The organism is Streptomyces sp. NPDC058195, assembly GCF_042883525.1.
GTDB lineage: Bacteria > Actinomycetota > Actinomycetes > Streptomycetales > Streptomycetaceae > Streptomyces.
Genome location: NZ_JBHVVM010000002.1, coordinates 129119 through 148705, shown reverse-complemented (window position 1 = coordinate 148705; position 19587 = coordinate 129119). Strand labels below are relative to the sequence as shown.

Sequence of the window (19587 nt, the reverse complement as noted above, 5' to 3'; positions counted from 1 at the left end):
ACGCCCTTCCGTCCGCTGCCCCATGCATCCGAATCGAACGAGGTTGTCCGGCCCATGAACTCCCGTCAGCGCCGCGGCGTGATACTCCTGCTTTTGTCGGTTCTGTGCGCCTTCGGCGCCTTCGCCGGCGTGCTCTCGGTGATCAGTGACGTCAATTCCAAGGTCGGCCCCGAGGTCTCGGCCTACCAGCTGAAGTCCGATGTGGCGCCCTACACCGCTTTGACCGCCGGGCAGTTCGAGAAGGTCTCGATGCCCAAGCGCTGGCTCTCCCGCAACGCGGTCACCGATCTCTCCGAGGTGAACGGCAAGATCGCCGTCACCCAGCTGCGCAAGGGCTCGCTGCTCCAGTCCGACATGATGCAGCGCCGCCCCGAGCTCCAGCCCGGTGAGCAGGAGATCGCGATCATGATCGACGCCGCGACCGGTGTCGCGGGCAAGATCACCCCCGGTGCCACCGTGAACATCTACGCCACCTTCGCCGGTGAGCGCGACGGCGAGGCCTCCCAGTCGAAGGTCATCGTCTCCAACGCCAAGGTCCTGGACGTCGGCAAGCTGACCGCCCTGGAGCCCAGCCAGGACGGCAAGTCCAACATGGGCACCGAGGCCGTCCCGATCACCTTCGCCCTGAACACGCTCGACACCCAGCGCATCGCCTACGCCGAGTCCTTCGCGGAGCACGTACGCCTCGCGCTGCTGGCCTCCGGCAGCGACAGCACCATCCGTCCCGGGGACCGCACCTACACCCTCGACAAGGACAAGTGAGGATCGAATGACCACGAGGATCCTCCCGGCCGTCGGTGACATCGACGCGGCCAGATCCGTCACCACCCTGCTCAGCCAGCTCCCCGAAGCGGAGCCGGCCGCACCGGTCAGTGATTCGACGCAGCTCATCGACACCCTCGCCCGGCTCGCGGGCGAATCGCTCGATGACCTGCCCGAGGTTGTGCTGGTCCACGAGCGGATCGGGCCGGTGCCGGCGCTGGAGCTGATCCGGGAGGTTTCCCTCCGCTTCCCCGCCATCGGGGTCGTACTGATCACCGCCGATGTCACCCCCGGTCTGTTCTCGTCCGCGATGGAGTCGGGTGCGCGCGGTGTCGTCACCCTCCCCCTCAGTTACGAAGAACTGGCCAACCGGGTTCAATCCGCGGCCCAGTGGTCCCTCGGAGTACGCCGCCACCTGACCTCCGGGACCGATGTCTTCACCGGTCCCGGCGGTACGGTCATCACGGTCAGCGGTGCCAAGGGCGGGGTCGGCACCACCGTCGCCGCCGTACAGCTGGCCCTGGCGGCCCAGGCGTCCGGGCGCACCGTCGCCCTGGTCGACATGGACCTCCAGGCCGGGGACATCGGCTCGTACCTGGACGTGCAGTTCCGCCGGTCGATCGTCGACCTGTCGACGATCACCGACATCTCGCCGCGGGTGCTGGCCGACGCCGTGTTCAGTCACGGCACCGGCCTCGCGCTGCTGCTGGCGCCCGGCGAGGGCGAGAGCGCCGAGGAGGTCAGCGACCGTTCGGCCCGGCAGATCGTCAGCGCCCTGCGCTCGCGCCACGAGGTCGTGGTCATCGACTGCGGCAGCCAGCTCAACGGCGCCAACGCCGCGGCCATCGAGATGGCCGACACCTCGCTGCTGGTGACCACGCCCGACGTGATCGCGGTGCGCGGGGCCAAGCGGGTCGTACGGATGTGGGACCGGCTCCAGATCCGCAAGGCGGAGGAGACGGTCACCGTCGTCAACCGCTTCATCCGCAACACCGAGATCCAGCCGCAGCTGATCGAGAAGATCACCGGCACCACGACGGCCAACACGGCCGTTCCCGCGAACTTCAAGGAACTCCAGAGCGTGGTCGACGCGGGACGGCTGCACGAGCTCGATTCCAAGAGCACGGTCAAACAGGCCCTCTGGGCCCTTGCGGGCGAGCTGGGCATCGTCAAGGTTCCTGAGAAGGCCGAGAAGAACAGCGCGAAGAGCACCGCGAAGTTCAAGAACGACCGAGGCTCGATCGGGCGCCGACGCGACCGCGACGGTGCCCGGAACCGGGCGACGACCCAGGGGGCAAGTTGACCAATGACACTCACCGAGACGAGAGACACGGAGATACGCGGCGGGCGGCGCGGTGACGCCGTCCCGGCCCGCACCGGGATCCGCACCCTCCTTTCCGCCCGCGACCGGGACCGCGGCCAGACCGCGATCGAGTTCCTGGGCGTCACCCCGCTGATCATCCTGCTGCTGATCGCACTCTGGCAGTGCGCCCTCATCGGCTACACGTTCTCCCTCGCGGGGAACTCGGCGGACCAGGCGGCGCACGAGGGCGCCATCACCCAGGGCTCGTACCGCGGGCAGTCCTGCCGCGATGCGGCCGAGGAGGACCTGCCGCCGGTCTGGCGGAAGTCGATGAAGCGCACCAGATGCGAGAGCTCCGGGGCGCTGTACAAGGCCACGGTGCAGCTCCGGGTGCCGGTCCTGGTACCCGGCGTACTCAACTGGCCGATGACCATCGAGGGCAACGCCGCGTCGCCGCTGGAGGCCAAGCGATGAGCATGCGCGTACGGACACCGGGCGGCAAGTCCGCCGCGGCCCGCCGGGACCGCGGCCAGGTCGCCATCGAGTACATGGGCTTCATCCCGCTGCTGCTCCTGGTGGGCCTCTTCGCGATCCAGCTGGGCGTCGCCGCGTACGCCGCCAACCAGGCGGGCACGGGTGCCCGCGCGGCGGCACGCACCGCCACGCAGGACGTGCCGCGCGGGGATTCCGAGCAGGCGGGGCGTGACGCGATGAGCGACTGGCTGGGCAGCTACAAGAACTCGAAGTTCACCAGCAGCGGTGGGTACGACGAAGTGACGTACACCACCCGCGTGAGGATTCCCTCCGTCGTGCCGGGTATCGACGACTGGGGCTGGGCCGAGCGCAGTTCCACCATGCCGAGAGGCTGACCGGCGCCCGCCCCGCACGACTGGGCACCGCAGTTTTTCCGAACGAGGAGTGACGCAATGAGTCTGCGGGCACGCATGACCGCCCCCGAGAAGAACGGCGGGGCGCGGGAGGACAGCCACATGGTGGCCACCTACCGCGCCAAGCTGCTCGAGGAGATCGACCTGGCGGAGATGTCCTCGCTCGCCGCCGCAGACCGGCGGGCGAGGCTGGAGCGCGTACTCAGCCACATCATCAGCCGCGAGGGGCCCGTCCTCTCGACCGTCGAACGCACCCAGCTGATCCGCCGGGTCGTCGACGAGGCACTCGGTCTCGGCATCCTGGAACCGCTCCTCGAGGACGCCTCCATCACCGAAATCATGGTGAACGGGCCCGACCAGATCTTCGTCGAGCGCAGCGGCCGTGTCGAAAAGCTGCCGATGCGGTTCAGTTCGCATGAGCAGCTGATGCAGACCATCGAACGCATCGTGTCGACGGTCAACCGCCGCGTCGACGAGTCGAACCCCATGGTCGACGCGCGTCTACCCAGTGGTGAACGTGTCAACGTGATCATCCCGCCGCTGTCCCTGACCGGCGCGACGCTCACGATCCGACGGTTCCCCCGGGCCTTCACGCTCCAGGAAATGATCAACGTCGGGTCGCTCGACGACCAGATGCTGATCCTGCTCTCCGGGCTCGTCCAGGCCAAGCTCAACGTCATCGTCTCCGGCGCCACGGGCACCGGGAAGACCACGCTCCTCAACGCGCTCTCCGGCCTCATCCCCGACAGCGAGCGCATCGTCACCATCGAGGACTCCGCCGAGCTCCAGCTCCAGCAGAGCCACGTCATCCGGCTGGAGTCCCGCCCGGCGAACGTCGAGGGGAAGGGCCAGATCACCATTCGCGACCTGGTCCGCAACTCCCTGCGTATGCGCCCCGACCGCATCGTCGTCGGTGAGGTCCGTGGCGGTGAGTCGCTCGACATGCTCCAGGCGATGTCGACCGGTCACGACGGCTCGCTCGCCACCGTCCACGCCAACAACGCCGAGGACGCGCTGATGCGTCTGCAGACGCTGGCGTCGATGTCGGAGATCGAGATTCCCTTCGAGGCCCTGCACGACCAGATCAACAGCGCCGTCGACGTGATCGTCCAGCTCACCCGGCACGCCGACGGCTCCCGAAAGATCACCGAGATCGCCGTCCTCGACTCGCACGGGCGCGACCCCTACCGCATCGTGACCGTCGCGAAGTTCAACGCCCAGCCGATGGACGCCGAAGGACGGATCAACGGCGAGTTCTCCTACCTCCCGCTCCCACGCAAGATCGCCGAGCGCCTCTACATGGCCAGCCAGCCCATCCCGCAGGCCTTCGGGGTCGCCGATTCCGCCGAACAGCTCGCCACCCGAGAGGCCAACTAGGTACCGAGCCATGACCAATCTCCCTCTGCTCACCATTGGCGCGACGCTGCTCGCCGGCGTCGCCGGCGTCGCGGGCCTGCACGCCTACAGCGGCGGCAAGGCCGACCGCGACGCCCTGGTGGACCGCCTCTCGCACACCGGACACATACCGGAGACCGGCCGCCGTCGCCGGTTCCGGGCGCTGGACAGCCGACTGCGGAAGACCGGCCTGGGCCGGAAGCTCGAACTGAAACTGGCCGCCACCGGTCTGGAGATCACCCCGGGCGAGTTCTTCGTCTACGCGGTCGTCTCCATGGCCGGGCTGTGGATGATCGCCTCGTCGATGCTCGCCAGCTTCTTCGGCCCGGTGGCCGCCCTCATCGGCCTCTGGGGCACCAACGCCTTCCTGAACTGGCAACGGACCAAGCGCACCGAACACTTCATCAACCAGCTCCCCGAGCTCGCCCGCATCCTCGCCAACGCCACCCAGGCGGGCCTGGCACTGCGTACGTCCATCGGCATGGCGGCCGACGAGATGGAGAACCCGGCCGGTGAGGAGCTGGCCCGGGTCTCCCGGCGCCTGGCCGTCGGCGAGCCGCTGGAGGACGCGATGAGCGAGCTGACGGACCGGCTCCCCTCCCGTGAACTCGTCGTCCTCGTCACCACGCTCGTCCTGTCCAACCGGGCAGGCGGTACGGTCGTCAGCTCGCTGCGCAACCTCACCGAGACGCTGGAGGAGCGCAAGGAGACCCGGCGCGAGGTCAAGACCCAGCTCTCCCAGGTGACGGTCACGGCCTACGCCGTTCCGGCCTTCGGTCTCGGCGCCATGCTCCTGATGAACGCGGTCATGCCCGGCGCCCTCGACCGCATGACCGGAGCGTTCATCGGACAGGTCGCCGTGATCGTCTCCCTGGCCCTGTACGCGATCGGATTCATCGTGATCCGCCGCCTCTCCAAGATCGACGTCTGAAGGGCGACGCACACATGGATCTGCTGCTGGCAGGCGTCATAGGACTCGCGGTCTTCGGGGCCATCGCGGGCATCCGCATGTACCGGGCCGACGCGAAACTCCCGGGCGACCTCGCGATCGCGCTGGAGGTCGGCTCCACCCGTACCGGTGCGGTCGGCTCCGGAATCGACCGCCTCGGCATGCGCTGGGCGCCCATGGTGCTCCGGATGATGGGCCCCAAGGCCGTCAACAAGAAGCGCCGACAGATCGACATGGCCGGTAACCCGGGCGGTCTGACCATCGACCGCTACGCCGCGCGCCGGGCCGTCTACGGCGGGCTCGGTCTGCTCGGCGCGTTCTCGATGATCATCCGCGGGCAGGTCTTCCTCTCCCTGGTGCTGATCGCCTTCGGCATCTTCTGGGTCGAGGTCGGCATCTGGTCCGCCGTCCGTATCCGCCGCGACCACATCGACCGGACCCTTCCCGACTTCCTCGACGTGCTCGCCGTCGTCGTCTCCGCCGGACTCGGCTTCCGGCAGGCCCTGGCGCGGGTCGCCGAGAAGTACGAAGGCCCCTGGGCCGACGAGCTGCGCATCACCCTGCGCCAGATGGACATGGGTGTCAGCCGTCGCGAGGCCTTCGAGCAACTGCGCAAGCGCAACGACTCCGAGCAGGTCGCGATGTTCGTGACCACGCTCCAGCAGGGCGAGGAACTCGGTGCCCCGATCGTCGAGACACTGATCCAGATCGCCAACGACATGCGGCGCACCGACGCCCAGAACGCCCGCCGGAAGGCGGCCAGGGCAGTCCCCAAGGCCACCTTCGCGGTCACCACCTTCCTCCTTCCCGGCACCCTCGTGATGCTGACCGTCGGCTTCGTCTACGGCGTCAACGTCGACTTCAGCACCCTCATGGGCGGATGACGTGACCGTGGCGGGTGGTGGCAGAGCCACCGGAAGGAGGTGACAGGCTCATGTCTTTCCAGCTCGGCAGCATCCACGCCGGACTGAACGCACAGGTGCGTCAGGCGATCGCCGACCCCGGATCGCGCCCGGCGTTCGCGATCCAGCTCAACGCGCTCCAGGCGATGTGCCGCCAGGTCTTCGGCTTCCGGCTCGCCATGATCGCGGTGGCCACGCCGTTCGCGATCGACCACGCCGCCTCGGGCCTCGCCACCTGGCTGATCGGGGCCGCCGTACTCGTCACCTTCATGGGCAGCTACGTCCTCTTCCGCGACTGGGAACGCTTCGGCCCGGTCCTGCTGCGCCACCCCTGGCTGCTCGGCATAGACGCCTTCTTCGGCGCGCTGCTGCTGATCACCGCCACTCCCGAGTCCACCCTCGCCTACGTCACGGTCTGCACCCCGCTGCTGGCCGGACTGGTCTACGGCTGGCGGGGCGCCGCGGTCTTCGCGGCGCTCCAGACCGCGATCGTCCTCGGCGTGTACGGGACCGATCCCAAGCTGGAGGCCGGTAACGCGACGGTATTCCTCCTCCCCGGCTTCTGCGTGATCGCCGGGGCGGTCGGAGTGACCCTGCGCAACCTCCTCCTCCGCTTCGGCTCCGCCAGCCAGGCACTCACCGAGACGAGGGCACGACTCGCCGTCAGCGAGGCCGTGGAGGGCGAGCGGGCCCGTCTCGCCCGGGAGATGCACGACTCGGTGGCCAAGACCCTGCACGGGCTGGCCCTGGCCGCCGACGGCCTGGCCGTCTCCTCCGGCCGGATGGACCCGCTCACCGTCAGACACCAGGCCGAACTGGTCGCCCGCGCGGCCCGCCGCGCCGCGGCCGAGTCCCGAGAACTCCTCTCCGACCTGCGCCGCGAGTCCGGACTCGACGGCGGTGTGGACGTCGAGCGCGAACTCCGGGCCCGGGTCCAGGACTTCACCCAGCGGCACGAGCTCGCCGCCACCTTCCGGCTCCTCGACGACGCACCGATCCCGCCCGTACCCCAGGTCGTCGCCCGCCAGCTGCTCACCATCGCCTCCGAGGCGATGGAGAACGCCCACCGCCACGCCCACCCCACCTACCTCGTCGTCCTCGCCGGGGTGAAGGGCGACGTGCTGCGCGTCAGCGTCTACGACGACGGGCGCGGCCTGCCCCCGGGCACGACCCTCGACGACCTCCGGCACGCCGGACACTTCGGCCTGGTCGGCATGGTCGAGCGCGCCGCCTCCATCGGTGCCCGCATCCGTATCGGCAAGGGCCAGGCGGCCAAGGGCACCGAAGTCCGCCTGGAACTCCCGATCGCCGCTCTGCTCGCCACCTCCGGAGCCGGGCCGTACGACTGAACCGTTCATACGCCCCACCCACCCCCCCGAGAACCCTGAGAGGAGGTCGCAGATGCCGGACGACGTTTCCCACACCGCGGGCCAGAACTGGGCCGCACCGCACCACGCGTCCCAGCACACGTCCTCGCATGTCACACCGCTCACCTCGGAGCCCAGCTCTCCCGCCTTCCCCGTTCCCCAGCAGTCCGCGGCATCCGAGCCCCTGCCTCCCTTCCCCCCTGCCGCGCCCATGGCGGGACCGGGCGCCCTGCGGGTCGTCGTCGCGGACGACAATCCCGTGGTCCGCGCCGGTCTCGGCGTCCTGCTCTCCGGACGCGACGACATCGAGGTCGTGGCGGAGGCCACGGACGGCCGCCAGGCCTACGACATGGCCGTGCGGCACCGTCCGGACGTCGTTCTGCTCGATGTCCGGATGCCCGGAGTCGACGGCATATCCGCGCTGCCGCACCTGGTGCAGGTTGCACCCGTGATGATGCTGACCTACAGCCGTGAGAACGAGATCGTCCACGAGGCGCTGCGGCTGGGGGCGTGCGGATACCTCGTCCACGGCGAGTTCACCGCCGACCAGCTGGTGCAGGCCGTACGCGACACCAAGGACGGCCGGGCCCACTTCACCGCCACCGCCGCCAATGCCCTGCTCGCCCATATGCGCCAAGGCCCCGGGCCGCGTTCGGGGCCCCTGCCCGAAGGGCTCGGAACAGCGCTGACCACCGGCGTTCCCTACCAGGGCCCCGGCTACGACGGTCACGCCCCGAGTTTCGTTCAGCAACACGGCGCGCCCGCGCACGCACCCCGGTCCGAACCGGCGCCACCTGCGCCGCGACCGGTCCGCACACCTCAGGGTCTTTCGCAGATGCAACCAGTTGTGGCACAGTCTTCCATGGCCGGGGAACCCGGCGCGTCACTCAACAGGCAGCAGTACGGGCTGAGTTCGCGGGAGGTGGAGGTCATGGAGCTGATCGCGTCCGGCATGAGCAACCAGCAGATCGCCGCCACCTGCTTCATCAGCGAGAAGACGGTCAAGAACCACATCAACCGCATCTTCACCAAGCTGCACAGCACCAGTCGCAGCGAGGCCATCGCCCGCTGGCTGGGCACGGCACCCGCGACGGGCAATGGGGCACACGGGGCCGGTGGTCGCCGTGGCTGAGCAGGCGCAGGGGCAGCAGCGGAGGAAGAACACGAGCGGGCCGGTGGCAGGGTGTGGGCCCGAGCGGTCCGCGGGGGTGCCGCAGACCCAACTGACGCTTTGGGCCCGGGAATGGGCCCTGGGGCCCTCCGGCGAGCGAGGCTCGTCGCCGTATGTTTCTCATGTCGCCAGCGGCACCGGCCAGGAGGAAGCCGGTTCCGCAGGCGACACCCAAGAAACTTGCGAGTCGGCCGGCTACCGGTCGGCCGAACCCGGAGGGGAACACCATGTCGAACATCACCCTGAAGACCGCCGTCCGCGTCAACGGCTGGGCCAACACCACGGTCAGCGCCATCCAGAAGCGCTTCGAGAACAAGGACCGCGGTCAGACGGCGTTCGAGTACCTGGGCATCATCCTGGTGGTCGTGGCGATCATCGGCGCGATCGCCGCCTCGGGTATCGGCGGCTCGATCTCGAGCAAGATCTCCGACCTGGTTTCGCAGATCAAGGCCGGCTAATGACCGCGAAACTTCGCGGCGAGGCAGGGCAGGCTTTCCCCATCTACGTAGTGATGGTGGCGGGCCTGCTCTTCCTCGCGTTTGCCTTCTTTACCGTCGGTAAGGCCTCTGCCTTGCGTAATGGAGCCCAGGGTGCGGCGGATGCCGCCGCGGTGGCTGCCGCGCAGCAGTCCCGTGAACTGTTCGGGGCTCCTTTCTACGCCTCGTTGCCCGGGGGCACCCTGGACATGTTCCTCCAGGGCCATCCGGTTCTGGGGTGTCCTGCGGCTCACTCGTACGCCGCGGCGAACGAGGCCAAGGTCGTTCCTCCCGGGTGCGTTGCTTCGCCCGGGGGCGAGCGGGACAAGATCAGCGTCAAGGTCAAGACCCTCAAGCCTGTGGGTGCGTCTGTGGTTCCCGGCATGAAGCGGAAGTTCGCCAATGGTCATGCCACCGCGGTCATCGAGTGGCGCTGCCCCCGGTGGCGATCCGTCGACTACAACGACGACGGCGTCCAGGACATGTACTTCTTCTCCTGCCGAGGGGGACAGATGCTCACGATCAGTCCGGAGAGCCCTCCGCCCTGGTCCGCGGTGAGCAAGACCCTCTTTGACGTGCACCTGGTCGACAGCTGACAGAGAACGACGAGTAAAGGAATCAGAAGCGATGAGCATTCGGCGCTCCATCAAGTCTCGAAGGGCAGTGGCCGCCGCCTCACTGGTGGCGGCCCTGGCCCTGGTCGTCACCGGCTGCGGTGCCGAGGACGGCGGCGGGACGAAGGACTCCGGCACGCCGTCCTCGCCCGACTCCCCGAAGTCCTCCGAGGAGGACAAGGGCGAGAAGCAGGAGGACACCGCGGCCGGGGAGAAGGTGGACCCGAATGTGAAGCTCGCAGAAGCCAGGGGCGACAAGGGCATGCTTCTGGTCGTGAATCAGGTGAAGCGGGACGCGGGCGGCTTCGTCACGGTCCAGGGCGAGTTGAAGAACCAGGGGCAGGCCCCGGTCAACCCGTCCGCCTGGGCTGGCGGCGAGTCCATCATCGTCAGCAAGAACCTCAACTCCGTCGGTGGCGCGACGCTCGTGGACAAGGCGGGCAAGAAGCGCTACTACATCCTGCGGGACACCGACGGCCGCTGCCTGTGCACGACCGGCATGTCCGCGGTCCAGCCCGGCACATCCGTACCGGTGTTCATGCAGTTCCCGGCGCCGCCGGCGGCGACGACCGAGGTCGACTTCAACCTGCCGACGTTCGCCACCACGTCGCTCAAGATTTCCGGGTGATGTCGAAATGACGAGCACGCGCAGGCGACGGGGTCCGATTCAGCTGACAGGCATGGCGGTCGCGGCCGTCGTGCTGATGGCCGGGACGTCCGTCATGGGCGCCTCGGCAGCTCTGGCCGACGACGGGCCGAGCGTACCGCCGGGCACCGAGGCGTCCGAGACGCCGCCCGTCGCGGTGGACGGCAAGGACTCCGACCTCAAGATGGTCGACGGTGCCACCCTCGCCCCCGCCCGGGTCCTCGACGTCGTTCAGGTCGTCGAGGACATGGGCGGTGAGGAGCGTCGCGAGGACACCAATGCGAACGTCAAGTTCGCGCTCCAGGCCGAAGTCCTCTTCGGCAAGGACAGCGCGAAGCTGAGCCCCGCGGCCAACTCCCGTATCGCGGCCATCGCGGCCGAGATCAAGAAGCAGAACGCCACCAAGGTGCGCGTCTTCGGCTTCACCGACAACCTCGGTTCGTCGGCCCACGGTGACGTCCTGTCCAAGCAGCGCGCCAACGCCGTGCACGCGGTGCTGGCGAAGGACCTGGCGGGCATCAGCTTCGAGATCCGCGGTTACGGCGAGCAGTACCCGATCGCCGACAACAGCACGGAGGAAGGCCGGAAGAAGAACCGGCGCGTGGAGGTCTCCTTCCCGCGCGGCACGTCTTCCTGAGGAACAGCGCCACAGCGACAGGGGCCCGGTACCGCGAGTGCATCGCGGTGCCGGGCCCCTGCCGTGTTCCGCCTACAGGAGGTGGTCGGCCTTGCCTGCCTTGATGTCGAGGATCATCTGGCGGAGCGCTTCGCGGGTGTCGGTGAGGAAGTGGTCCTCCGCGCCTCGGACTGCGATGAACGCGTTGCCGTCGTCGTCGGTGCCGAGCCGGAAGCAGTTGTTTCCCTCGCCGCAGTACGGCTCTTCCCAATTGATCTCGGGCATGCTGGCCATCCTTAGAGTTGATGGGAGACGGCGCGCACGAAGTCTCTGGAATCGGAGGGGGACAGCGATGCCTCCGCCATCCAGTCCAGGTGCGCGCGGTATTTGGTGAGCTGCGCCTCTGCGTGCATGAACTCGGGTCCATGAGCCGAGTCGAGTTGCACGGTGTCGAGTTGCGGCACAACTCCGTGGGCGTAGAGGAGCGCGTGTCCGGCTCCAGGGAACGCGCCGCGATCCACGGGGATCACTCGTACATCGATGTGCTCGCGCTCTGACATCTCGCACAGGTGAAGCAGCTGCTCACGAGTGACGGCCCGGCCACCGAACTGCATGCGCAGGGCGGCTTCGTGCACGTAGCTCACGTAGTCGGTGGGAGTCTCGCCCTCAAGTACCTGCTGCCGTTCCATGCGGTGCGCGACTCTCAACTCGATTTCCAGGCGGGACAGCTCGGGCAGCACGGCGCCGAACACCGCGCGAGCGTATCCGTCGGTGTGCAGCAGGCCCGGGAGATGAACGGTCTGCGCCGTACGGATCCGTTGCGCATGCCATTCGAGCTCGGCGATGTCCAGGAGGCCCGATGGAAGTGTGCCCCGGTACTGTTCCCACCAGCCGCTCTCACGCTGCTCCGCCATGTCCACGAGCGCGTCGACGTAGTCCGCGTCTGCACAGGCGTAGTTGCAGGCCAGTGTGCGGACGCGAGCAGACGTGATGGGCCGGACGCCACTCTCCATGTTGGAGACCTTCGTCCGGTCAACGCCCAACAGCCCTGCCGCGTACGTCGTCGTGGCCTCGGTGGCGACGCGCATCTTGCGCAACTCAGCGCCGAGCCGCTTCTGGCGCTCTGTCGGAGTGGAACTGCTCGGCATGGGCTCTCTCTCCTGCGGACGGTGGGCACAGTCTGCCGCTGTGAAGCCGTCCAGTCCAACAAGCGGGAGGTAATTGCCTCCAAAGTAAAGGCACATGTGCCAATGCTGCGCTACGTTAGGTCACGCACCACTCACACAAGGTCGTCGAGTCGGAAGTGCATCGCGCGGTCCTGCCCGCAGCCTCCTGCCCCGGGAGGGGCGGCATCGCGCCGGGGAGACAAGGCCACCGCTCGCCCGCCGTCGCATCCGTGTGAGCCATTCGAGCGCGCCCACGCGAAGAAGAGACGCGTCAACGTGCCGTCCATGTAAGGGAGTCAGTCATGCACACAGCTTCGCTCGCCTCGCCCTGCCCGGTTGCCGCGGAGATCGGGACGCCGGTTCCGTACCTTCGGTCCGCCCCGCTTCCGGGGGAGGCGGCCCGGCGGGGCTTCAGGCTGAGCTTCACGCTGCCGGGTGACGTGCGCAGCCCGTTCGTCGGGCGCACGGTGGTGGCCGCCGCGCTGGAGGCGCATGGTCTGGGGCGGTACGCCTGGCCCGCGACGCACGTGGTGCACGAGCTGGTGGCCATCGGGGCCCGGATCGGCCAGGGGCGGGAGATCTACGTCTCGCTGCGTCAGAGGGAGGACGCGGTGCGCATCCTGGTCTGGGATCAGCACGCGCGGCATGACCGGCCTCATGTGGCCGCGCTCTGCGAGGCGCGGCGGCGTCGCGCGCTCTGGCTGCTGGCAGCTGTCGTGGACGACTGGGGCGGGGAGTGGGATATCGAGGACGCGGAACTCCCGCATCACGGGACCAAATCGTGGGTGATGCTGCCCCGCTAGAAGCAGCGTCCGCATTGTCGGCGTCTCCGGTGGGGACACCGGACACCGGGACACCGGGGTGCCGGGGCGCCGACGGGAACGGGGTGCGGCTTCGGTCTGCGGGTCAGGTGCGAGGCGTTGACCGTGCGGGGCGTGCGGGGCCGGACGGGGCGTGCGGGGCGTGCGGGGCCGTGCGGGCCGGGCCCGGACGGCCCGCACGCGGTCAGCGGATGACGTCGAAGACGTTCTTCTGGAGGCCGTTGGAGTACGCCTCGTGCTCGACGAGCTTCAGGTTCTGGGCGTCCTTGTCCGTGCTGCTGAACAGGCGCTTGCCCGCGCCGAGCAGGACGGGGAACACCAGCAGGTGGTAGCGGTCGATCAGACCGGCGTCGGACAGGGCGCGGTTGAGGGAGGCGCTGCCGTGCAGGATGACCGGGCCGCCTTCGGTCTCCTTCAGCGCGGCCACCTCGTCGAGCGAGCGCAGAATCGTGGTCTCGCCCCAGTTCTGGACCAGATCGTCCCCGGTGAGGGTGGTGGAGACGACGTACTTCGGCATCGCCCGGTAGTCGGCGAACTCCGCCATGTCCGGCCAGACCGGGCTGAACGCCTCGTAGCTGGCCCGGCCCAGCAGCATCGCGGTGGCCTCCTGCTGCTCGCGGCCCTTGATCTCGAAGGCCTCGGGTACGAACGTGATGTCCTTGAAGGTCCACCCCGCGTTCCGGTACCCGGGCTCGCCGCCGGGCGCCTCCATGACGCCGTCGAGCGAGACGAAGGCGGTGCTGATCAGGGTGCGCATGTCGGAGTCTCCCGTGTCAGGTGTGCTGTGGTGCGTCAGCATTCTTCTACGGGTACGACTGCGGGCAGCGGCGGAACTCATCGGCCGGCCGTCCGGGCGAGTGGACTACGTCCGCGGAGCCCTCGCCTTGATGAGCAGGGCGGCGAGGAGGCCCGCGAGCAGGGTGAGGCCGACGGCGGCGTACCCGTTCACGATCTCGTCTGATCCCCACGGGGTGAAGTGGCCGCCGATCAGGGGCGCGGCAAGGACCAGGGCCGAGGTGCCGCCCGCGTGGCGCGGCGCGGTCCGGCCGGTGGCGGTGGCGTAGAGCGGCAGCAGGGCCAGGCCGAGAGCGATGCCCATGACCGGAAGGACCGGCAGGGGCCCGACGGCCCCCGACGTGAGCAGTGCCGTGCAGAGCGCCGACAGCACCAGCCCCGGCACGACGAGGGCGCGCGGGTCGAGCCGGTGCTGGAAGCGGGCCGAGACCTGCGTGGCGGTGAGCAGGGCCAGGAGGGCCATCAGCAGCAGGCTTCCCAAGGGGTACAACCAGAGCCGCGGCAGTGGGATGCCGAGCGCCAGCAGGGCCAGGCAGGCACAGAGCCGGTCCGGTTCCCTGAGGACGTGCGCCGGTACGAGCGGGTGGTCCGCGCGGAACTGCCGCCTCCCGTAGGCAAGCAGCAGGAGGACGCCGATGATCCCGATCCCCAGGGCGTACGGGGGCGCCCAGCCGATCGCTCCGCTGTAGCCGAAGCCGCTGACGGCGAGGACGGTCCCGGCGGTGGCGAGGAACAGCCCCGGCACGTCGGCGCGGGCGGGCGCGTCGGCCGGGTGGTCGGGCACCACCGAGGCCGCGACGATCGAGAGGATCACGGAGAGCAGGCCGACGGCGTACATGCCGGTACGCCAGCTCGCGGCCTGGAGCAGCCACCCCTCGGTGAAGGCGCCGAAGGCGATGCCGCCGCCTGCCGCCGCGGCGTAGAGCCCGAAGGCCCTGCCGCGCTCCCGCGGTTCGGTGAAGTCGGCGGACACCAGGGCCAGCGCGGCCGTGGAGACCGGCGCGGCGCACGCGCCCAGCAGGACGGTGGACCAGAAGATCGCGGTGGTGGAGGCGGCCAGCCCGACGAGCACGAAGGACGCCGCGACACCGGCCAGGCCGAGGGTCAGGACCCGCTTGCGGCCCAGCCGGTCGGTGAGGTGCCCGCCGAGTGGCAGCACGAGGGCGAAGGCCAGCGCGGTGGTGAAGGCGAACAGATGCGGTGCCGCGCCCAGGTCGACGGATATGGAGGGAAGCGCGGTGGTGAGGGACGCCGTGCCCATCGCCACCAGCAGCTGCGCCGCCGCCGCGACACCGAGCCCGCGCCACCGTCCAGGGGGCGGGGTGCCGGGCGGCACGTCCGCCGAGGGGCCGACCCATGGCGAGGGCTGCCGGTCCGCCGGTGTGGTCGGGGTGTACGCGGGCGAAGGAGGCACCGGCTGGGAGGGGGACGGGGACTGCGCGGGGTGCTGGGGCTGGGCCGGGATGCGCGGGTCCGGGGACGGCGGCGGGGACGCGGTGCCCCGGGTCTCCGGGGCGAAGTCGAGCAACTGGGCGGCATGGCGCCCGAGCTGGGCCAGAACCGTGCCGGGGAGCCATTCGCCGTCCGGTCCGGTGGCGCCGTCCGGTCCGGTGGCGGTACGGGCGGCGACCTCGGCGGGCGTGGGACGCCGGGCGGGGTCCTTGTGCAGGCAGTCGCGTACGAGCCCGACGAGCGAGGGCGGTACGCCGGTCAGGTCCGCCTCGTCCTCCGCGACGCGGAAGAGATGGGCGTTCAGCCCGGTCTCCGCGGCGCCGAACAGGAGGCGGCCGGTCGACGCGTACACGAGCACGGCGCCCAGACAGAACACATCGCTGGCCGGGGTGAGGTCGATGCCGCGCACCTGCTCGGGGGACATGAAGCCGGGGGAGCCGATCAGCATCCCGGTACGGGTGTGCAGGCTGTCCCCGGCGAGACTGTCCATGGCCCGTGCGATGCCGAAGTCGATCACGCGGGGTCCGTCCACCGTCACCAGCACGTTCGACGGCTTGAGGTCGCGGTGGATCAGCCCCGCCGCGTGCACCGACTCCAGGGCGGTGGCCAGCCGGTTGGCGAGGACGCGGACCGAGTGCTCGGGCAGCGGGCCGAAGTCCCGGGCGACCACCGAGGTGAGATCGGGCCCGGGGATGTACTGGGTCGCCACCCAGGGCACCCGTGCCTCCGTGTCGGTGTCGAGCACGGCCGCCGTCCACGTACCGCCCACCCGGCGGGCGGCTGCTACCTCGCGCGCGAACCGTCTGCGGAATTCGGGATGCTGGGCGTGCTCGGCCTGCACCACCTTCACGGCCACGGTCCGTCCGGCCTCGGAACGGCCGAGGTACACCAGGCCCATGCCGCCCGCGCCCAGCCGGGCTATCAGACGGTAGGGGCCGATGTGAAGAGGGTCTTCGGTTTTCAACTGGTCCACGGCCATAAGGTAGTTGAGGTATCCAAGCCGTGGTGGCGGGTTGCCGGAACGTTTCGCGTGACAGGGGGGCCTTAACGGGCGTAGCGGTATCCCTTGCCCCGGGACGGGGCGTGCAGGTGAGGGACGCCCCCTCGGGGGAGCTAGGGCCTCTCGTTTGGATCATGCCGGGCTCGCGGGGGCCGGCACGCACATCTGCCGCGTTGTCGTCAGTCACCGACGCTCCGCGTCGGCTCCTTCCTCCGCCTTGCAGCTGCACGCACCAGCCCCCGCTCCCTGATCCAGCCTGATCCAAACGAAAGACCCTAGTGCAGAGCGGGCCCGCCTTGATGCCGTAGCGCAGGCCGTTCGAAGGGGCCTTGTCCACGGTGGCCTTGGTGGAGCCGATGTGCTGGCCGCTGTGCGGAGCCGGAGCCGGAGCCGGACACATACACAGACACGGACACGGAGCTGGTGTCGGAGCTGGAGCCGGGCCCCGTTCTCGGGCCGGTGCTGTCCGGGCGGCCGTCCTGACCGTCCTGGCTGTCCTGACCGTCCTGGCCGCTCCTGTCGTGCGTCCCGTTCCTGCCGTCCTTGCCGCGCGGGGTCGGGGCCGTCGGGCCCGGCGCGCCGGGGGCGTAACCGGTGGCGACGCACGGCACCGCCGCCTCGGTGTCCGCGTCGGGCACCGGCGCCGTATGCCGGGTGCCGACGGGCTGGGCGGCGTCGGTCCCGCGCCGGAACCGGGCCCGGAGCTGCGGGCCCTTCGGTCGTCCCGGCCGTGGGCGGTGTCCTGTCCCGGGGCCCGCCGGTGGACGCCATCGCTCCGCGTTGGGACGCGGGGCGTGCGGGTGGAGGTCTTGGGTTCATCAAGCAGGCTGGCCTGTAAGGGAGTTGAGGGCCACGGCCCGGCGGGATCGCCGCCGTCACCCGTCCGGCCCCGCCCGGATACCGGTGGCCGGTCACCCCGCGTAGCGTGGCAGCCGACCGTGTACGGCCCACAGGAGCGGCGACGGAGGCGGCAAGGGAGACGGGACATGAAGCTCGGCCTGCACTACTGGAACTACTCGACACCGGCCGACCCCGCGCTCATCGCGCCCACGCTCGCCGAGACGGCGCGGATCGCCGAGCAGGCGGGGATCGCGTCCTTCACCGTGATGGACCACTACTTCCAGATGGAGACCGGGCGCAGCGTCCCCGACGAACCCATGCTGGAGGGCTACACCACCCTCGGCTACGTGGCCGCGCTGACCGAACGCATGCCCCTCGGCCTGCTGGTCACGGGCGTGATGTACCGGCATCCCGGCCTCCTCGCGAAGATCGTCACCAGCCTCGACGTGCTCTCGGGCGGCCGGGCCCGGCTGGGCATCGGCGCCTCCTGGTACGAGCGGGAGCAGTACGGACTCGGCGTGCCGGTCGTCCCGGTCGCCGAACGCTTCGAGCGGCTGGAGGAGACGATCCGGATCTGCCTTCAGATGTGGAGCGACGACAACGGGCCGTTCCGGGGCAGGCACTACCAGCTGGCCGAGACGCTCTGCGTGCCCGAGCCGATCGGCGGACACCCGCCGATCATGATCGGCGGCGGGGGCGAGCGGAAGACCCTCCGCCTGGTCGCCCGCTACGGCGACGCCTGCAACCTCTTCGCCACCGGCCCGGACGAGGTGGCCCACAAGCTCGACGTCCTGCGCGCCCACTGTGCCGCAGAGGACCGCGACTACGCGGCCCTCACCAAGACCGTGCTGTACAACGGCCCGGTGCTGGACCGGCCGGCCGCCTTCCTCGACGACGCGCGGGCGTACGCGGACCTGGGCGTCACCGAGATCCAGCTGCTGCCCGACCGGCACCCGGTGAGCTTCACCCACCAGGTCGCCGAACACCTCGTCCCCGCCGTCACCGCGCTGGGGTGAACGGCGGGGCGCGGCCGGGGGCCTACACGCCGGTCGTGCCGTCGACGATCTCCCGGATCAGGTCGAGGTGGCCGTTGTGCCGGGCGGTCTCCTCGATCAGGTGCAGGACGATCCAGCGCAGATCGGGGTGGCGGCCGTCGTCGCGCGGGCGTACCGCCAGCGTGTCCAGGCCGTGGGAGGCGACCAGCTCCCGGTAGCGGGAGGTGCGCTCCGCGTACAGCGCCAGTACGTCGTCGAGCGGCATGTCCAGCGCGACGCGCATCTCGCGGTCGGGGTCCTCCTCCGTCCACGGCCCTTCGTCCTCGCCGCCGAGGAAGACCACCTCGAACCAGTAGTACTCGACCCAGCTCAGGTGGTTGACCAGCCCGGCGACGGTCATCAGGGGGGAGCCGGGCAGCGGGGCCCGGCGGGCGTTGTCCAAGGAGACGCCCTCGCACTTCGCGCGTGCGGTGTCGCGTGCGTAGTCGAGGAAGGTGGCCAGCTGGGTGCGCTCGTCCCGGGCGGGAGGCGTGTCGGTGCGTGTCATCGGCGTACACGATCCGCGACGGGGTACCCGTTGTCCACCGGATTCCGCCGCCGTGGAGGAGCCGTCCGGGGCTGTGCGGCGGCTGTGCGGCGGCCGGTGCGCGGGGGCGGGCATTGGGGTCCGGCCGTGGGCCCCTGGGCCCACGCCCGGGGGATCGTGCCTGGCTAGGCTCGTGAACGACCAACTGCGAGTCCCCTTGGCAGGCGCCCGGAAGGTGCGCCCGTCCGGCGTGCCCGCGCGCACCTGAACTGCACGCTCCCACCTGTCTTTCATGGGGTGATGTGTCGATGAGTGACGGTTTCTTCTACTCGTACCACCTCGGCTGGAGCCGCCCGGACTCCGAGTGCCTCTTCAGCGATCTCGACGCGGCGGGGCTGCGGCTCAGCCATCCGGTCACCCGGCGGATCACGCTCCTCGGCCCGGGGCCGGGGCCACGGGGCACCCCGTCGTGGGTGACCAGGGAACAGCTCGTCCTCCTGGCCGGTCTCCAGCGGCTCGACAGCGTCGACTTCATGCTGTGGGTGGACAGCGGGGCGGGCGTGGCCGCGCGGGTCCGCCGGATGCGGGATGGGGTCGTGGCCCTGGAGTTCGGCTTCGGCGGTCTGACCCGGGACGAACAGGAGGTGGCCGCGCGGGCGATCCGGGAGGCGATCGGGCGCGCCTCGGTGCTCTGCATCGGCTTCGTCGTCGACCGCGAGGGCGCCTCGGGGGCCACGGACTGGAGCGGCGTCGTCATCAACGGCACGACGTACTTCGACAGTTGGCCCGACACCCTGGCAGTGCGGCACCAGATCGCCGCGACCCAGCCGCAGTTGGCCGGAGTGGCCTCGTACGACCAGTCGCCCTGGATGCTGTTCGGCAGCGAGGTGCCCGTCCGGTAACG

General features: G+C 69.9%; 21 protein-coding genes. 16 read left to right on the top strand and 5 right to left on the bottom strand.

Annotated elements, in window-relative coordinates; translation table 11 throughout:
* Positions 1 to 54: 54 nt before the first annotated feature.
* The 13 genes from cpaB to ACFVWY_RS02765 all read left to right on the top strand — a co-directional run bounded on the left by cpaB (position 55) and on the right by ACFVWY_RS02765 (position 11109).
* Positions 55 to 762 (top strand): Flp pilus assembly protein CpaB, encoded by a 708-nt coding sequence (gene cpaB / locus ACFVWY_RS02825; RefSeq protein WP_389866640.1) that lies wholly within the window; start codon positions 55 to 57, stop codon positions 760 to 762.
* 7 nt (positions 763 to 769) lie between these two features.
* Positions 770 to 2065 (top strand): CpaE family protein, encoded by a 1296-nt coding sequence (locus tag ACFVWY_RS02820; RefSeq protein WP_389866637.1) that lies wholly within the window; start codon positions 770 to 772, stop codon positions 2063 to 2065.
* 3 nt (positions 2066 to 2068) lie between these two features.
* Complete coding sequence (locus ACFVWY_RS02815; protein WP_389866634.1) at positions 2069 to 2539, top strand: TadE/TadG family type IV pilus assembly protein; 471 nt, start codon at positions 2069 to 2071, stop codon at positions 2537 to 2539.
* On the top strand, positions 2536 to 2934 hold the full coding sequence (locus tag ACFVWY_RS02810; RefSeq protein ID WP_389866633.1) for a TadE family protein: 399 nt from the start codon (positions 2536 to 2538) through the stop codon (positions 2932 to 2934). Before ACFVWY_RS02815 ends, ACFVWY_RS02810 begins: the two co-directional genes overlap by 4 nt.
* 57 nt (positions 2935 to 2991) lie before the next feature.
* The gene (locus ACFVWY_RS02805) at positions 2992 to 4329 is read left to right on the top strand and encodes a CpaF family protein (RefSeq protein WP_389866631.1); all 1338 of its coding nucleotides are present in this window, start codon (positions 2992 to 2994) and stop codon (positions 4327 to 4329) included.
* A gap of 10 nt (positions 4330 to 4339) precedes the next feature.
* Positions 4340 to 5278: a type II secretion system F family protein gene (locus tag ACFVWY_RS02800; RefSeq protein ID WP_389866629.1), complete on the top strand. Its 939-nt coding sequence runs from the start codon at positions 4340 to 4342 to the stop codon at positions 5276 to 5278.
* A gap of 14 nt (positions 5279 to 5292) precedes the next feature.
* Positions 5293 to 6180 (top strand): DUF5936 domain-containing protein, encoded by an 888-nt coding sequence (locus ACFVWY_RS02795; RefSeq protein ID WP_389866627.1) that lies wholly within the window; start codon positions 5293 to 5295, stop codon positions 6178 to 6180.
* Positions 6181 to 6230: 50 nt separating this feature from the next.
* Positions 6231 to 7547 (top strand): sensor histidine kinase, encoded by a 1317-nt coding sequence (locus tag ACFVWY_RS02790; RefSeq protein WP_389866624.1) that lies wholly within the window; start codon positions 6231 to 6233, stop codon positions 7545 to 7547.
* A gap of 52 nt (positions 7548 to 7599) precedes the next feature.
* The gene (locus ACFVWY_RS02785) at positions 7600 to 8697 is read left to right on the top strand and encodes a response regulator (protein ID WP_389866622.1); all 1098 of its coding nucleotides are present in this window, start codon (positions 7600 to 7602) and stop codon (positions 8695 to 8697) included.
* A gap of 266 nt (positions 8698 to 8963) precedes the next feature.
* Positions 8964 to 9194, top strand: a complete 231-nt coding sequence (locus ACFVWY_RS02780; RefSeq protein WP_376683531.1) for a Flp family type IVb pilin — start codon at positions 8964 to 8966, stop codon at positions 9192 to 9194.
* Positions 9194 to 9808: a pilus assembly protein TadG-related protein gene (locus ACFVWY_RS02775; protein ID WP_389866620.1), complete on the top strand. Its 615-nt coding sequence runs from the start codon at positions 9194 to 9196 to the stop codon at positions 9806 to 9808. Before ACFVWY_RS02780 ends, ACFVWY_RS02775 begins: the two co-directional genes overlap by 1 nt.
* A 31-nt stretch (positions 9809 to 9839) precedes the next feature.
* Positions 9840 to 10454: a hypothetical protein gene (locus tag ACFVWY_RS02770; RefSeq protein ID WP_389866618.1), complete on the top strand. Its 615-nt coding sequence runs from the start codon at positions 9840 to 9842 to the stop codon at positions 10452 to 10454.
* Between the two features lie 7 nt (positions 10455 to 10461).
* Positions 10462 to 11109, top strand: coding sequence for an OmpA family protein (locus tag ACFVWY_RS02765; protein ID WP_389866616.1), 648 nt, complete (start codon positions 10462 to 10464; stop codon positions 11107 to 11109).
* Between the two features lie 72 nt (positions 11110 to 11181).
* Here ACFVWY_RS02765 and ACFVWY_RS02760 read toward each other — a convergent pair whose 3' ends face one another.
* Both ACFVWY_RS02760 and ACFVWY_RS02755 read right to left on the bottom strand, forming a co-directional pair.
* Positions 11182 to 11373, bottom strand: a complete 192-nt coding sequence (locus tag ACFVWY_RS02760; protein WP_389866613.1) for a hypothetical protein — start codon at positions 11371 to 11373, stop codon at positions 11182 to 11184.
* An 11-nt stretch (positions 11374 to 11384) separates the two neighbouring features.
* Positions 11385 to 12236 carry a DUF5753 domain-containing protein gene (locus ACFVWY_RS02755; RefSeq protein WP_389866610.1) on the bottom strand — a complete coding sequence of 284 codons (852 nt, stop codon included), beginning with the start codon at positions 12234 to 12236 and terminating at the stop codon, positions 11385 to 11387.
* Between the two features lie 320 nt (positions 12237 to 12556).
* Here ACFVWY_RS02755 and ACFVWY_RS02750 point away from each other — a divergent pair, with 320 nt between their 5' ends.
* Positions 12557 to 13057, top strand: coding sequence for an ATP-binding protein (locus ACFVWY_RS02750; RefSeq protein ID WP_389866609.1), 501 nt, complete (start codon positions 12557 to 12559; stop codon positions 13055 to 13057).
* Positions 13058 to 13259: 202 nt separating this feature from the next.
* Here the strand turns inward: ACFVWY_RS02750 and ACFVWY_RS02745 are convergent, their stop codons facing one another.
* Both ACFVWY_RS02745 and ACFVWY_RS02740 read right to left on the bottom strand, forming a co-directional pair.
* Entirely contained in the window at positions 13260 to 13832 is a 573-nt protein-coding gene (locus tag ACFVWY_RS02745) for a dihydrofolate reductase family protein (protein ID WP_389866606.1), read from the bottom strand.
* A gap of 105 nt (positions 13833 to 13937) precedes the next feature.
* Entirely contained in the window at positions 13938 to 16301 is a 2364-nt protein-coding gene (locus tag ACFVWY_RS02740) for an MFS transporter (protein WP_389866604.1), read from the bottom strand.
* A gap of 1007 nt (positions 16302 to 17308) precedes the next feature.
* Here ACFVWY_RS02740 and ACFVWY_RS02735 point away from each other — a divergent pair.
* A complete protein-coding gene (locus tag ACFVWY_RS02735; RefSeq protein WP_389866601.1) occupies positions 17309 to 18178 on the top strand; it encodes an LLM class F420-dependent oxidoreductase in 870 nt (289 codons plus the stop codon).
* 22 nt (positions 18179 to 18200) lie between these two features.
* Here the strand turns inward: ACFVWY_RS02735 and ACFVWY_RS02730 are convergent, their stop codons facing one another.
* A complete protein-coding gene (locus ACFVWY_RS02730) occupies positions 18201 to 18704 on the bottom strand; it encodes a DinB family protein (RefSeq protein ID WP_389866598.1) in 504 nt (167 codons plus the stop codon).
* A 287-nt stretch (positions 18705 to 18991) separates the two neighbouring features.
* On the opposite strand from ACFVWY_RS02730, the gene ACFVWY_RS02725 reads away from it, so the two are divergent.
* On the top strand, positions 18992 to 19585 hold the full coding sequence (locus ACFVWY_RS02725; RefSeq protein ID WP_389866595.1) for a hypothetical protein: 594 nt from the start codon (positions 18992 to 18994) through the stop codon (positions 19583 to 19585).
* Positions 19586 to 19587 lie beyond the last annotated feature (2 nt).

Excerpts from the sequence above, each read along its gene's own strand:
- cpaB (WP_389866640.1), top strand. The coding sequence starts at position 55 with ATGAACTCCCGTCAGCGCCGCGGCGTGATACTCCTGCTTTTGTCGGTT.
- ACFVWY_RS02820 (WP_389866637.1), top strand. The coding sequence starts at position 770 with ATGACCACGAGGATCCTCCCGGCCGTCGGTGACATCGACGCGGCCAGA.
- ACFVWY_RS02815 (WP_389866634.1), top strand. The coding sequence starts at position 2,069 with ATGACACTCACCGAGACGAGAGACACGGAGATACGCGGCGGGCGGCGC.
- ACFVWY_RS02810 (WP_389866633.1), top strand. The coding sequence starts at position 2,536 with ATGAGCATGCGCGTACGGACACCGGGCGGCAAGTCCGCCGCGGCCCGC.
- ACFVWY_RS02805 (WP_389866631.1), top strand. The coding sequence starts at position 2,992 with ATGAGTCTGCGGGCACGCATGACCGCCCCCGAGAAGAACGGCGGGGCG.
- ACFVWY_RS02800 (WP_389866629.1), top strand. The coding sequence starts at position 4,340 with ATGACCAATCTCCCTCTGCTCACCATTGGCGCGACGCTGCTCGCCGGC.
- ACFVWY_RS02795 (WP_389866627.1), top strand. The coding sequence starts at position 5,293 with ATGGATCTGCTGCTGGCAGGCGTCATAGGACTCGCGGTCTTCGGGGCC.
- ACFVWY_RS02790 (WP_389866624.1), top strand. The coding sequence starts at position 6,231 with ATGTCTTTCCAGCTCGGCAGCATCCACGCCGGACTGAACGCACAGGTG.
- ACFVWY_RS02785 (WP_389866622.1), top strand. The coding sequence starts at position 7,600 with ATGCCGGACGACGTTTCCCACACCGCGGGCCAGAACTGGGCCGCACCG.
- ACFVWY_RS02780 (WP_376683531.1), top strand. The coding sequence starts at position 8,964 with ATGTCGAACATCACCCTGAAGACCGCCGTCCGCGTCAACGGCTGGGCC.
- ACFVWY_RS02775 (WP_389866620.1), top strand. The coding sequence starts at position 9,194 with ATGACCGCGAAACTTCGCGGCGAGGCAGGGCAGGCTTTCCCCATCTAC.
- ACFVWY_RS02770 (WP_389866618.1), top strand. The coding sequence starts at position 9,840 with ATGAGCATTCGGCGCTCCATCAAGTCTCGAAGGGCAGTGGCCGCCGCC.
- ACFVWY_RS02765 (WP_389866616.1), top strand. The coding sequence starts at position 10,462 with ATGACGAGCACGCGCAGGCGACGGGGTCCGATTCAGCTGACAGGCATG.
- ACFVWY_RS02760 (WP_389866613.1), bottom strand. The coding sequence starts at position 11,373 with ATGCCCGAGATCAATTGGGAAGAGCCGTACTGCGGCGAGGGAAACAAC.
- ACFVWY_RS02755 (WP_389866610.1), bottom strand. The coding sequence starts at position 12,236 with ATGCCGAGCAGTTCCACTCCGACAGAGCGCCAGAAGCGGCTCGGCGCT.
- ACFVWY_RS02750 (WP_389866609.1), top strand. The coding sequence starts at position 12,557 with ATGCACACAGCTTCGCTCGCCTCGCCCTGCCCGGTTGCCGCGGAGATC.
- ACFVWY_RS02745 (WP_389866606.1), bottom strand. The coding sequence starts at position 13,832 with ATGCGCACCCTGATCAGCACCGCCTTCGTCTCGCTCGACGGCGTCATG.
- ACFVWY_RS02740 (WP_389866604.1), bottom strand. The coding sequence starts at position 16,301 with ATGGCCGTGGACCAGTTGAAAACCGAAGACCCTCTTCACATCGGCCCC.
- ACFVWY_RS02735 (WP_389866601.1), top strand. The coding sequence starts at position 17,309 with ATGAAGCTCGGCCTGCACTACTGGAACTACTCGACACCGGCCGACCCC.
- ACFVWY_RS02730 (WP_389866598.1), bottom strand. The coding sequence starts at position 18,704 with ATGACACGCACCGACACGCCTCCCGCCCGGGACGAGCGCACCCAGCTG.
- ACFVWY_RS02725 (WP_389866595.1), top strand. The coding sequence starts at position 18,992 with ATGAGTGACGGTTTCTTCTACTCGTACCACCTCGGCTGGAGCCGCCCG.